This window comes from Rhodococcus sp. 05-2254-2 (assembly GCF_002259095.1).
In the GTDB taxonomy this organism is placed as follows: domain Bacteria; phylum Actinomycetota; class Actinomycetes; order Mycobacteriales; family Mycobacteriaceae; genus Rhodococcoides.
Genome location: NZ_NOZJ01000021.1, coordinates 15,192 through 27,855, shown reverse-complemented (window position 1 = coordinate 27,855; position 12,664 = coordinate 15,192). Strand labels below are relative to the sequence as shown.

13 protein-coding genes and 3 tRNA genes are annotated in these 12,664 nt (G+C 64.4%); 9 read left to right on the top strand and 7 right to left on the bottom strand.

Annotated features, from left to right (window positions below; genetic code table 11):
* The first annotated feature begins 10 nt into the window (after nt 1-10).
* The 6 genes from metE (at nt 11) to CH283_RS22835 (ending at nt 6,406) form a co-directional block, all read left to right on the top strand.
* Entirely contained in the window at nt 11-2,266 is a 2,256-nt protein-coding gene (gene metE, locus CH283_RS22860; RefSeq protein ID WP_094639369.1) for a 5-methyltetrahydropteroyltriglutamate--homocysteine S-methyltransferase, read from the top strand.
* A gap of 106 nt (nt 2,267-2,372) precedes the next feature.
* The gene (locus tag CH283_RS22855) at nt 2,373-3,416 is read left to right on the top strand and encodes an ABC transporter substrate-binding protein (protein ID WP_094639780.1); all 1,044 of its coding nucleotides are present in this window, start codon (nt 2,373-2,375) and stop codon (nt 3,414-3,416) included.
* Between the two features lie 97 nt (nt 3,417-3,513).
* Nucleotides 3,514-3,972, top strand: a complete 459-nt coding sequence (locus CH283_RS22850; protein WP_068047913.1) for a MarR family winged helix-turn-helix transcriptional regulator — start codon at nt 3,514-3,516, stop codon at nt 3,970-3,972.
* Nucleotides 3,969-4,394 carry an organic hydroperoxide resistance protein gene (locus tag CH283_RS22845; protein ID WP_094639368.1) on the top strand — a complete coding sequence of 142 codons (426 nt, stop codon included), beginning with the start codon at nt 3,969-3,971 and terminating at the stop codon, nt 4,392-4,394. Before CH283_RS22850 ends, CH283_RS22845 begins: the two co-directional genes overlap by 4 nt.
* A 9-nt stretch (nt 4,395-4,403) precedes the next feature.
* Nucleotides 4,404-5,399 (top strand): NADP-dependent oxidoreductase, encoded by a 996-nt coding sequence (locus CH283_RS22840; RefSeq protein WP_068047916.1) that lies wholly within the window; start codon nt 4,404-4,406, stop codon nt 5,397-5,399.
* Between the two features lie 89 nt (nt 5,400-5,488).
* A complete protein-coding gene (locus CH283_RS22835; protein ID WP_094639367.1) occupies nt 5,489-6,406 on the top strand; it encodes a pseudouridine synthase in 918 nt (305 codons plus the stop codon).
* On the opposite strand, the gene CH283_RS22830 is transcribed toward CH283_RS22835, so the two are convergent.
* Nucleotides 6,333-7,460, bottom strand: a complete 1,128-nt coding sequence (locus tag CH283_RS22830) for a hypothetical protein (RefSeq protein WP_231893858.1) — start codon at nt 7,458-7,460, stop codon at nt 6,333-6,335. The genes CH283_RS22835 and CH283_RS22830 overlap by 74 nt on opposite strands.
* Nucleotides 7,461-7,557: 97 nt before the next feature.
* Between CH283_RS22830 and CH283_RS22825 the strand changes: the two genes are divergently transcribed.
* Together CH283_RS22825 and CH283_RS22820 are read left to right on the top strand one after the other, a co-directional pair.
* Nucleotides 7,558-8,142, top strand: coding sequence for a helix-turn-helix domain-containing protein (locus CH283_RS22825; RefSeq protein ID WP_068047922.1), 585 nt, complete (start codon nt 7,558-7,560; stop codon nt 8,140-8,142).
* Nucleotides 8,143-8,232: 90 nt separating this feature from the next.
* Complete coding sequence (locus tag CH283_RS22820; RefSeq protein ID WP_094639366.1) at nt 8,233-8,532, top strand: ANTAR domain-containing protein; 300 nt, start codon at nt 8,233-8,235, stop codon at nt 8,530-8,532.
* A 13-nt stretch (nt 8,533-8,545) separates the two neighbouring features.
* Here the strand turns inward: CH283_RS22820 and CH283_RS22815 are convergent, their stop codons facing one another.
* From CH283_RS22815 to CH283_RS22790, 6 genes are all read right to left on the bottom strand, one after another.
* On the bottom strand, nt 8,546-8,848 hold the full coding sequence (locus CH283_RS22815; RefSeq protein ID WP_068047928.1) for a hypothetical protein: 303 nt from the start codon (nt 8,846-8,848) through the stop codon (nt 8,546-8,548).
* 82 nt (nt 8,849-8,930) lie between these two features.
* A complete protein-coding gene (locus tag CH283_RS22810) occupies nt 8,931-9,506 on the bottom strand; it encodes a DUF6584 family protein (RefSeq protein WP_094639365.1) in 576 nt (191 codons plus the stop codon).
* A gap of 99 nt (nt 9,507-9,605) precedes the next feature.
* A tRNA-Phe gene (locus CH283_RS22805) sits at nt 9,606-9,682 on the bottom strand.
* A 56-nt stretch (nt 9,683-9,738) separates the two neighbouring features.
* Nucleotides 9,739-9,812, bottom strand: a tRNA-Asp gene (locus CH283_RS22800).
* Between the two features lie 124 nt (nt 9,813-9,936).
* Nucleotides 9,937-10,009: transfer RNA gene (locus tag CH283_RS22795), tRNA-Glu, on the bottom strand.
* Between the two features lie 79 nt (nt 10,010-10,088).
* Nucleotides 10,089-10,757: a TetR/AcrR family transcriptional regulator gene (locus CH283_RS22790; protein ID WP_068047934.1), complete on the bottom strand. Its 669-nt coding sequence runs from the start codon at nt 10,755-10,757 to the stop codon at nt 10,089-10,091.
* 632 nt (nt 10,758-11,389) lie between these two features.
* Here CH283_RS22790 and CH283_RS22785 point away from each other — a divergent pair.
* Nucleotides 11,390-12,643 (top strand): lipase family protein, encoded by a 1,254-nt coding sequence (locus CH283_RS22785; RefSeq protein WP_094639364.1) that lies wholly within the window; start codon nt 11,390-11,392, stop codon nt 12,641-12,643.
* Nucleotides 12,644-12,664: the final 21 nt, after the last annotated feature.

Here is a 12,664-nt window from a genome sequence, read left to right as displayed (position 1 = left end):
GAGACCAACCGTGAGTATCGAATTCACTGCCACCGTGCTCGGCTCGGCCCGTATCGGACCGAACCGAGAACTGAAGAAAGCCGTCGAAAACTACTGGGCCGGAGGGCTCGACGCCGTCGGACTCGAAGCCGTCGCGCGGACATTGCGCGAGAACACCTGGCGAGAACTCGCTGCCGCCGGAGTCGATTCCGTTCCGGTGAACACCTTTTCGTACTACGACCACATGCTCGACACAGCTGTGCTTCTCGGAGCGCTGCCACCGCGAGTGACGGGACTGGGCACCGAGCTGGACCGGTACTTCGCGGCAGCCCGCGGCACCGACACCGTCGCACCGCTCGAGATGACCAAGTGGTTCGACACCAACTACCACTATCTCGTCCCGGAGATCTCCCCCGACACCACCTTCTCCCTGCACTCGGAGAAGGTAGTGGACGATGTGAAGGAGGCTGTGGCACTCGGCATTTCGGCCCGACCGGTGATCATCGGACCGATCACGTTCCTGCTCCTGTCCAAGGCAGTCGGCGGCAGCGCCCCTCTGCTGGACCGCCTCGACGAGATCCTGCCGCTGTATGCGGAGCTGCTGACGACACTCGCCGATGCCGGAGCCGAGTGGGTCCAGATCGACGAACCTGCGCTCGTGGCCGATCGCACCCAGAGCGAGATCGAGTCCGCGAAGAAGGCCTACGACTTTCTGAGCGCAGTGTCGACCAGGCCTGCCATAGTGCTGGCGTCGTACTTCGGTGACCTCGGCGCTGCGCTGCCCGTGCTCGCATCGACCGGAGTCGAGGGATTCTCGATCGATCTGACGGTGCCGGGCACCGTCGAGCAGATTGCCGTGGTACCTGCGCTGGCGGGCAAGCACATAGTCGCGGGCATCGTGGACGGGCGCAACATCTGGCGGACGGATCTCGACAAGGCACTGGCAACGTTGGCGAGCCTCTTGGGTAGTGCAGGCACGCTTGCGGTGTCGAGTTCGTGCTCGCTGCTGCATGTTCCGTACACCCTCGACGCAGAGACCGACATCGTCGATCCGCTCCGATCCTGGTTGGCGTTCGGTGCCGAGAAAGTCGCCGAGGTGACACTCCTCGCCCGAGCGCTGCGAGACGGGACCGAATCGGTGTCGTCCGAGCTCGAGCAGGCCCGCACCGCGCTCGAGACCCGTCGCACCGACCCGCGCCTGCACGACTCGGCCATCCGAGCACGCATGGAGGCGGGTGTCTCCGTCGACCGCACTCCGGCCGAGGAACGTCGTCGAGCACAGGCCGAGCGGCTGGACCTGCCGTCGTTGCCGACGACCACCATCGGCTCGTATCCACAGACGACGCAGATACGACGTGCTCGGGCAGCGCTGCGAACGGGCGCGATCGACGATGCCGAGTACGCATCCCGGATGCGGTCCGAGATCGCCGATGTCGTTGCACTGCAGGAGAAGATCGGACTCGACGTGCTGGTGCACGGCGAGCCGGAGCGAAACGACATGGTGCAGTATTTCGCCGAACGACTCAGCGGCTTCGCAGCGACGTCGAACGGCTGGGTCCAGTCGTACGGAACTCGATGCGTTCGGCCGCCGATTCTGTACGGCGACGTCTCGCGTCCCGAGCCCATGACCGTGCAGTGGTCGGAGTATGCGCAGTCGCTCACCGACAAGCCGGTCAAAGGCATGCTGACCGGCCCGGTGACAATTCTGGCGTGGTCGTTCGTCCGAGACGACCGACCGTTGGAAGAGTCCGCAGCCCAGATCGCACTGGCGATTCGGGACGAGACGATCGACCTGGAGGCAGCGGGCATACGCATCGTCCAGGTGGACGAACCTGCCCTTCGCGAACTGCTACCGCTGCGTGCGAAAGATACAGCGGCGTACCTGGAATGGGCAGTGCGGTCGTTCAAGATCTCGACTTCCGGCGTCGCCGACGACACGCAGATTCACACGCATCTGTGCTACTCGGAGTTCGGTGAGATCATCGACGCGATCGTCGCCCTGGACGCGGACGTGACGTCGATCGAGGCGGCCCGCTCACACATGGAGGTACTCGACGATCTGAACTCCGTCGGCTTCGACCTCGGCGTCGGCCCCGGCGTGTACGACATCCACTCACCGCGGGTGCCCAGTTGCGACGAGATCACCGAGTCACTGCAGGCGGCACTGAAAGCGGTTCCCGCCGAACGACTCTGGGTCAATCCCGACTGCGGGCTCAAGACCCGCGGGCCGGCCGAGGTGGAACGGTCACTGACGAACATGGTGCGGGCGGCGGCCGCGCTGCGCTGACACCGGGTGAGCGGAACCTCGACCCCTGCTACGAAGTTCCGCTCACCTGCGTCGCCGGATACAGGCTAGGCTTACCTGCCTACGTCCGACTGTGAAAGAGAACGAAGTGAAACGTCTACTCCTGGCCACCACGATCGTCGCGGTCACCGCACTGACCACCGTTGCCTGCGGCGGCACCGCCGAGCAGACGGCCACTCCCTCCACCAGCGCTGCGTCCGGAACCGACAACGCCACCTCGGACGCTCCCGGCCCCACCGGCATCCCCGACGGCATGGGTTCGGGTGCCGCGGACGGAGTGTTCCCCCGCACGGTCGGCCACTTCGGCGGCTCCACCGAGATTCCCGCCGAACCGAAGAAGATCGTCGTCATCGCCACCGGTCAGCTCGACGCAGCCCTCACTCTGGGCGTCGTACCCACCGGAGTCGCCTACGGAGACGGTGCCGCTCTGGTCCCGGACTACATCAGCTTCTCGTTTCCGCAGTACGCGGACCGGATGGACCGGTTCGTCGACGTCGGCAACCGGCAAGAGGTCGACATCGAGGCCATCGCCGCCATCGAACCGGATCTCATCCTGGCGAACGAGGCCGGCTCCGAGGACATCTACTCGACGCTGTCGACCATCGCGCCGACCGTACTCACCGAGGGCACCGGAGTGAACTGGAAACAGGACTTCCTGCTTCTCGCCGACGCGTTGGGCCGCACCGAGCAAGCACAGAGCTTCGTCGACACCTTCGCCTCCGATGCTGCGGCACTGGGTGATTCGTTCGCGAGCGGTGGCGCACCCACGGTCTCGTTCGTCCGCTTCACCGCCGACCGGGCACGCGTGTTCGGCATCCCGTCGTTCGCGGGCTACATCGCCTGGGACGCCGGACTGGCCCGACCGGAAAGCCAGCAGTTCGACAAGACCTCGCAGGACTTCAGCGAGGAAGAAATCCAACTGGCGAACGCGGACTGGGTGTTCGTCTCCAGCCAGGACGCCGAAGCCGACTCGAGCGCCGCGTCGTACACCACCAACCCGCTGTGGACCGGAATGAGCGCGGCCACCGAGAACCACATCGTCCGAGTCGACGACGACCCGTGGTACCTCAACGCAGGCCCGACGGCGGCAACCATCGTGCTCGACGGCCTGAAGAACGCGCTGCAGAACTGACCCCGACGTGCGCGGAAACTCGTAGCAGGCTACGAGGTTCCGCTCACATCGGACAGGTAGGTTGCGCACAACTCAACCGTGCGCTACCGTTCATGAAGTGACCAACGAACTCGCACTCGACCGTCAGGTGTGTTTCGCGTTGTATTCCGCTTCGCGGGCTACCACCGCGGTGTACCGCCCGATGCTCGACGAACTCGGAGTCACGTACCCGCAGTACCTCGTACTGCTGGTGCTGTGGGAGAAGGACGGCCGCGGCGTCAAGGACATCTGCGCCGAACTCGATCTCGACACCGGCACTCTGTCCCCGATGCTCAAGCGGCTCGAAGGTCTCGGATTCATCGAGCGCCGACGCCTGAGCACCGACGAACGCCGCGTCGAGATCCACCTCACCGAGGCCGGAAGTGCCATGCGCACCAAGGCACTCGACATTCCACGCAAGCTCGCCGAGAAGACCGGCATGAACGTCGACGATCTCGTCAAGCTCAAGGAGTCGCTCGACGCATTGACGAGCGCTCTGCATCACACCGATTCCGGCAAGACAGAAGGAGCATCATGAAGACCATCTACACCGCCGAGGCACTGGCCACCGGTGAAGGCCGCAACGGCCACGCCCGCACGTCCGACGGACGCCTCGATCTCGATCTCGCCATCCCAGAGGCCATGGGCGGCAGCGGCAACGGCACCAACCCCGAGCAGCTCTTCGCCGCCGGCTACGCCGCATGCTTCCACTCCGCACTGCAGATGGTGGCACGTCAGGACAAGGCCGACGTCACCGATTCGGCCGTCGGCGCTCGTGTCGACATCGGCCCCAACGACGCAGGCGGCTTCCAGCTCGCCGTCACCCTCGAGGTGACGCTGCCGAACCTGAGCCGCGAGAACGCACAGGCATTGGCCGACCAGGCCCACCAGGTGTGCCCGTACTCCAACGCCACCCGCGGCAACATCGACGTCACCGTCACGGTCACCGAAGACGAGTAGGGAGACACCATGAAGGCACACGAAATTCACCTCGCGTCCCGCCCACAAGGCTGGCCGACGGAGGACAACTTTCGCGCGGAGGTCGTCGATCTCCCGGAGCTCGCCGACGGGCAGATCCTCGTCCGCAACATCGTGATGTCGGTCGATCCGTACATGCGCGGCCGGATGAACGACGTCAAGTCGTACGTCCCACCGTTCCAGCTCGACGCTCCGCTCGACGGCGGCGCAGTCGGCGAGGTCGTCGAGTCCAAGGCCGAGGGCTTCGCTGTCGGCGACGCCGTTCTGCACGGCAAGGGGTGGCGCGATCTCGCCGTCGTCCCGGCGAAGGGCGCAAGCAAGGTCGACCTCGACGCCGCGAAGGCCTCGGCATACCTCAGCGCACTCGGAATGACCGGCACGACGGCGTACGCAGGCCTGACCGACGTCGCGTCGTTCAGGGAAGGCGACGTCGTGTTCGTGTCCGGTGCAGCCGGTGCCGTCGGATCGCTCGTCGGCCAGATCGCCAAGGCGCTCGGCGCATCTCGGGTCATCGGCAGTGCGGGCTCACCCGCCAAGGTGGCTCGCTTGCTCGAGCTCGGTTTCGACGCGGCATTCGATTACCACGACGGCCCGGTTGCCGAGCAGCTCCGCAAGGCGGCACCCGACGGCATCGATGTGTACTTCGACAACGTCGGCGGCGAGCATCTCGAAGCTGCCATCGGTTCTATGAACAAGTACGGCCGAATTGCCATGTGCGGAGCCATCGCTCAGTACAACTCCACCGAGCCGACGCCCGCGCCGCGCAATCTCGCGCTGGCCATCGGCAAGGAACTGACGCTCAAGGGTTTCATCGTCGGCTCCTACGCGCACCTCACCGAGGAATTCCGCACGAAGATGACCCAGTGGTTGGACAGTGGCGCAATCGAATTCGACGAGACAGTCGTCGACGGTCTGGAGAACGCTCCGTCGGCGTTCATCGGACTGATGAAGGGTGAGAACACCGGCAAGATGGTCGTCACCATCTGAGTCGGACCCGAAAGGTTCTACCGCAGTCCACACCCCGGTCGGAATTTCCGACCGGGGTGTTTCCATGCTCGAGCGGTTAGAGTCGATGCATGCCCGCCGCTCCCCTGCCGTTGCGCGACGGTCTCGACCCCACCCGGGTGCGAATGCCGGACAAGGCAACCGGGGTGACCGTGCTCGAGCATCTACGCGCCCGGTTCCCCCAGGACGCAGCCAGGCTGACCGAGAAGGTCGCCGGCGGCGAGGTCGTCGACGCGGCAGGCGTACCCATCGATTCGACGACGGTCGCGAAACCGCGATCGGACATCTATCTCTACCGCGATCCGCCGGTGGAGCCGACGGTGCCGTTCTCCCTCGACGTCCTTCACCAGGACGAAAACCTGCTCGTCGTCGACAAGCCGCACTTTCTGGCCACCACCCCACGCGGTGCCTACGTCGCGCGATCTGCCCTCGTCCTGCTCCGACGCCGGTTCGACCTGCCCGAGCTGAGTCCGGCGCATCGCCTGGACCGCCTCACCGCCGGCGTTCTGGTGTTCACCGTCAGGCAGCAGGCTCGGCGGCCGTACCAGGAGTTGTTCACTCAACGCGCGATCACCAAGCAGTACGACGCCATCGCCCCACTCGCCCAGGACATGGACTTTCCGCTGACCGTACGCAGCCGAATCATCAAGGAACGCGGCGTCCTTCAGGCTCGTGAGGTACCCGGCGAGCCCAACGCGGACACTTTCGTAGAACTCGTCGACACGCTCGGAACCCACGGCCTGTACCGATTGCATCCTCGAACCGGAAAGACCCACCAACTTCGAGTTCACATGTGCTCGTTGGGAATTCCGATCGTCGGCGACAATTTCTACCCGGCGTTCCGCAATGTCGCCGACGACGATTACTCCGACCCGCTCCGCCTGTTGGCCCGTTCGATCGAGTTCGTCGATCCGCTCAGCGGCCTGGTTCGACGGTTCGAGAGCGATCGGAGTCTCGAACCACCTGCGATGCAGCAGATTCGGCCGTGACGTCGGCGATCTCGGCGGTACGCACCGTGATGCGATGCGAGATGACTGCGAGCGCGAACAATCCGATCGCAACGTTGACCAGCGCGGCAAATCCTTCCTGAGCGAAGTCCACGAGGGCGTTGAGCAGAGTGAATATCAACGCGGACACTCGGAGGATGCGCAGAGGCCAGAGCGGGCCTTCCGGGCGCAACCGCAGCATCGCCGGCAGCGCCGTGGCGAAGGTGAGGCAGGCACTGACGAACAGGATCCCGCTGGCAATTCCCATGCCGTCGATGTCGATCGACAGATCGCGCCGATCGATGTCCAGGTCCCCGATCACGAGTTCGACGATTCCGAACACCACTCCGGCCCCGGAGAGCAGAACCAGTCCCCAGCCGACGACGGGAATCCACCGAGGGCTGGTGAAGAAGGCGGGGATCAGCCGGGGAACGAAGTTCCACAGCGAGTGAGTCCGCGACGTCGACGAACGACAGCGACCGAGCAACAGTCTGATCCCGGCCACGGTGTCCGCGTCGGCCCCCTCTGCCTCGGCGCGCGCGAGCATCCGTAACGCCCAGTCGCGCCGATGCTCGGGCAGTCCGTGCGCGACGCCGTCGGCGGCGATCGCAGCCGCATTGGCCAGAGATTCGTCGACCGAGGGCCGGCGGAACTCCCGGACGATCCTGCTGAACACCAACAGCAGGACCACCAGGACGTACATGATCTCCGACGAGGGTCCGTAGAAATAGTCGTTGTCCTTGGTGACGAATTTGCCGACTTCGTCGAGGAACAACCCGAATCCGATCCCACCGAGCAGCACCGTGAACACCCGAACGCCGAACCCGATGAACATCCACCCGATCAGCAGCGCGAGCATCATCGCCGCTCCGCCGTACAGGGCATGAGCGATGTGCAGCGACTTTCCCCCTACCTGGGGATAGTGGGTCAGCTCCAGGTATGCCCTGGTGATCAGAATGGTCGCGATGGCCACGACCATGAATGCCTCGGATGCGGGGCTGCCGTAGGCATCGCGAATCATGCCACTGCGGTATGTGGTCCCCGAACGACCCGTCATCGATCGATTATGTGCCGCCCGCCGCGCCCACGGGCGGTTTTCGGTCGCCTCTATTTCCCGAGTTGACAAATTCGGTTGCCGAAACTGCAATGGAGTCATGGACGACACGAACAAGGGTCTGGACGAGGTCATCGCAGGCCTCGGTCCCCGCCTCAAGCGCATCAGGATGGAGAAGAACACCACCCTGGCATCACTGTCGGACACCACGGGAATTTCGATCAGCACACTGTCACGGCTCGAGTCCGGTGACCGCAAGCCCAGCCTCGAATTGCTGTGGCCCATCGCTCGCGCCCATCAGATGAAACTCGACGATCTGGTGACTGCGCCTCCCGTGGCGGACCCTCGGGTGCGCACCACAGCCACCGTTCGCGAACATGTGACGATCCTTCCCCTGACGCTGCGTCCCGGCGGCCTACAGGCGTACAAGCTCCTGATCCGCCCGGAGAGCTCGGAGCCACGCCCCCGAACCCACGAGGGGTACGAGTGGTTCTACGTCCTCGACGGCACCCTGCGGCTGATTCTCGGCGAGCACGATCTGACGATGAAGGCCGGTGAGGCAGCCGAATTCGACACTCGTGTGCCGCACTGGTTCGGTGCCGTCGGAAACCGGCCGGTCGAGCTTCTGAGCTTGTTCGGACCCCAGGGAGAGCGGATGCACGTGCGGGCGAAACCGACGGTATGAAATGTCATGTCCATGTGAGACAGTGAAGCCCGCTCGACCCAAGGAACCGCTTCGGTCATCCGCACCGACCACACCATCTCGAGGAAAAAGATGACCGACAGACTGCCCGAATCGCCTGCATCTCGCACTCACGTGGACATCGCAACCGGCGTGCTCATCGGGATCCACGGCGGCTCCGTCGCCGACGCCATCGACGAGCTGTTCACGACCGCGAGGAATCACCGGGTCAGTCTGTTCGAGCTCTCTCGCACACTCATCACCGTCGCGGAGGGCCGCGACATCGAGCGATCCTCCGCAACCGATGCGGTGTACGAGGTGTGGGGCTCGGCACTCGGCCGTCGAGGCGCGGAGACGACCTTCGGTATCGTCACCGATTCCGCAGCTGTCTGATCGAACCCGGGAGTCAGCCGCGAACGGATGGATCGCTGCGCAGCTCGGGAAAGCGCGCCGTCATCGCATCGATGTGTCGGTACATCTCGTACAGCTCGGTCCTGAGTGCCGACGCCTCGGACTCGAATGCTCGAGCCTTGGATTCGGCGCGATCCGCGCGAGCTCGAAATGCCCTGGACTGCGCCAGTTCGATGGAGGCCGAACACGTCTCGATGTGTTCGGCCAGTCCTCTCGCGAACACCTTTGCCTGCTCGAGGTTGACGGCATAGTTGTCGTCTCGCGGAGCCGGTGACGCCGCGCCGTTCGCTGTGCCCATGGAACTCGTCACCCTCGATCGTCGGCCGGAAATTCTTTCGCGACTCTACGCTCGGCGTCGAATGCTTCGTTCGTGAACCGGGTCACCCGAAGACGAGCGCCAGGACCACGGACGCCGAGGTGGCGGCGATAGCGATCACGATGGTCGCCGCTATGGCTCGCTGTCGCACCGTGCGGTAGCTCGCCCCCGCACGAACACCGGCGAAGTCGTCATCGCCGGCACCGAGATCGGAGTCGTAGAAGTCGTCCGAGTTCAGCCCGTCCTCGTCGAAATAGACGACGTCTCGCGGCGGCACCCACTGTTGCCCGTTGGCTTCGATCGCGGCCCCGAGCCGTTCGAGCCGAATCCGCGCACGGGTGGGGTACCAATCGGAGGGCGCATGGATCGGTAGGGCCCGCGCCATCATCAGGGGCGATCTGTACTGCTTCTCCAGCGCGGCGAACGCAGCGGACGCCGTCGGATCGTCGTCGGACTTGTCGGTGAGAAACCATGCCGCTCCGGCCGCCGCACGATCGCCGAGTACCAGATACGTGTACGCGAGCAATTCGAGAATGCCGGGCGACGTCGGGTTTCGGACCAATGCGCCGACCAGTCGATCCCTGGCAGCGATGCTGTCTCCGCGCGCCAGATCCTCCTGCGCTCGATCGATCACGTCCACGCGTCGACAATAACTCGTGGACGCGAAAAAGCCCCTGCCGGAGTACCGGAAGGGGCTTTCATCGTGTTCGTCGATACATGAGCTCGTCGATCCACATCGTGGTGGCCAGGGCCGGGATCGAACCGGCGACCTTCCGCTTTTCAGGCGGACGCTCGTACCAACTGAGCTACCTGGCCGGGCGGCACCGGTACTACAATGCCATCGCAATGCCGATACTCTCGTATCGATGTTGCGACCCTGACGGGACTCGAACCCGCGACCTCCGCCGTGACAGGGCGGCGCGCTAACCAACTGCGCCACAGGGCCTTGCTGTTGTTGCCGCGCTATTTCTAGCGTAGAAACTCTCCGAACTGCAAATCCGCATCTCGCGGAGAGCGAGACGAAGAATGCTGTACTGCCGACCGGGTTGTCAAACCGATCTCTTCCTACGTACCCCCTACGGGATTCGAACCCGCGCTACCGCCTTGAAAGGGCGGCGTCCTAGGCCGCTAGACGAAGGGGGCCCGCCGAACTGCTTCGACGTTACCCTCAACGGCGTTCCGTTGGGAGCTGGGATAGCTTAGGACACTTTCGCTGTAAATCTCAAACCGGCAGGTCAGAGGCGGTTTTTGCGCAGTTTTCACTGTAGTGATCCCACCCGTGCAGTTTGAACTCGGCGAGCCAACGCTCCGACGCCATCGCAAGCAGCACGACCTCGACGGATTCTTCGAACCGCTCGCGCAGATCAGCGTTGTCGGCCACCAGATCCGACATGTAGCGCTGACCCGCCATCGACGCGGCGAGCACTCGCACGAACTTGGTCGCGTCGAACTCCGGCTTCAGGTCACCCATCGCCAGCGCACGCTCGGCCTGCGCGAGCCCCTGAGCGCCCCAGACTCGACCGCCGCCCGAATGAACCTCCGCGTAGAACTCCGGCTCGACTATCAGTCGGAACTCCGCGCGCACGATCACATCGTTCTGGAAGTTCTGCGCGATGTCGTCCACGATCCCGCGGATGACGTAGAACGGATGCGCAGTGGTGTCGGCCCACTTCTCCGTGATGGCGACGTACCGATCCAGTCCGGCAGCGAGCACAGCTCGGGCCAGATCTTCCTTGGACTGGAAATGGAAATACATCGCGCCCTTGGTGGCATTGGAGCCCTCCAAGATGGTGTTGACGGATGCAGCTGCGTATCCGCGTTTGGCGAATTCCGCCGCCGCCGCCTCCACAATGGCCGCCCGGGTCCGCCGTGCGCGCTCTTGTTGTGCCATGTATTCCGTGCCTCCGAGCCCCAAGCGCCCTGCGTATCCGCAGGTAGTACAGATAGAGAGTACTTCACCCGAACGACATGCGAGTCGACTCACCTACGGTTCGCTTCGACACATACACCCGACAGAAAAATCGGTTAGGCAACCGAAACAAGCCGAATGGTATGATCTGCGCGGCTCGAGTGCGCTGCAGGGGGTGCGCACTCGAGCCGCACTTCTGCGCCCTTCCCCGCGCCGAATCAAGCGCCGAACCCCGCGCCGAACCAGTCGCTTTCGGCGGTGCTCGAGACACCGTCCGTTCCCCGCGAACCGAACGGTCGACGCGTCGCCCACGCCGCTCCAGGAGCACGGGACAACTTTCGGTTGAAATCCGAATTACATTTCACGGGAACGGATCTCGAGCGCCAACTGCTTCGCCTTGCTCGTTAGCATTTCAAATCTATTGCCCACCAAACGAATACGTCGTCGGTACCGAGCGCGTTCGGTCAAATCGATTGCACGATAGTCGATATGAGAAAGACCGCTCGGTAACGTTTTCGACACGTTCACGGTCTTCGACCGAGCTCGCGCCCGCGCTGACTTACTGTGAAATACACCACAGGGGGAGATCGGCCGATCCGAGACGAGTGAATGCCATGAAGGTATCGATCTGCGCATTTCGTTCCATCACGACAGTGATCGCGGTGGCCGTGCTCACGCTCTCGACGACCGGAACGGCGACCGCAGACCCTCTGGCCAACTTCGTGGCACCCGTCGCCGATCCAGCGCTCTACCTACCCACCCCACTGGGCGAGCCCTGGTTCGATCCGCCCGCAGGCTACGAACAACGACCTCTCGGGTCGGTGCTGGCAACCCGACAGGTGACCGTCGGGCCGCTGTTCACGCCGGTCACGTCGACGCAGATCCTGTTTCGTACCAACGACTCCAAGGACCGGCCCGTTGCTGCGGCCACCACCGTGATCGTGCCGATCGCACCGTGGACCGGGCCCGGAAGCCGGCCCGTCGTTGCGTACAACATGGCCATCAACTCACTCGGCAACACGTGCGCACCGTCCTGGCTGCTCCCGCGCGGGTTGGCCCGGGAGATTCCGGCAGTGCAGGCCTTCCTGGCCAAGAACTACGCCGTCGTCGTCACCGATCACGAGGGGCCACGGCAGGCATACGCCGCCGGGCGCATGGCCGCGCACGCGGTACTCGATGCCCTCCGAGCGATGGTCCGGCTACCCGAGCTCGGTTTGCCCGCGTCGTCTCCCATCGCTGTCACGGGATATTCGGGTGGGGCGATCGCCACAGGATGGGCCGCGCAAGTGGCCCCCTCGTACGCGCCCGACGTCAACCTGGTCGGCGCGGCGTTCGGTGGTCCGCCGACCGATTACCGGATTCTGCTGACGTCGATGAACGGAACTGCGGCATCGACGCTTTTCCTGTCCGCAGCGCTCGGAGTGGCCCGCGAGTACCCCGAACTGTTCTCGCTGATGAACGCCAACGGACTGCGCCTGGCCACCGTCGCCAAGGACATGTGCGTCAGCCTGCTCGCCCCCGGTGGACTGGTGGCCCCGATCCCCGCGCAGGCGCTCTCGGACATCCCCGACGTCGACCGCACCGAGATCGCCGAGAGCGTCATCGCCGCGACCCGCCTCGGCGGCGACCTCGCCCCCACCATCCCCACGATGATCTACCAGGGACAACAGGAGTTCTGGATTCCACGACAGGGAGCCGAGACCCTCTACGACGAGTGGTGCGCGCAGGGTGCGAACGTCCGACTCGAGGAGTATCTCGGCGAGCACCTGATCGTCGCGTTCAGCGGCATCCCGGGCGCGTACGCCTGGATCGACGACCGACTGGCCGGCATTCCGGTACCGAGCGGATGCAGCAGCTTCGGACGCTGACCCCGGTCGACACCACTGCCG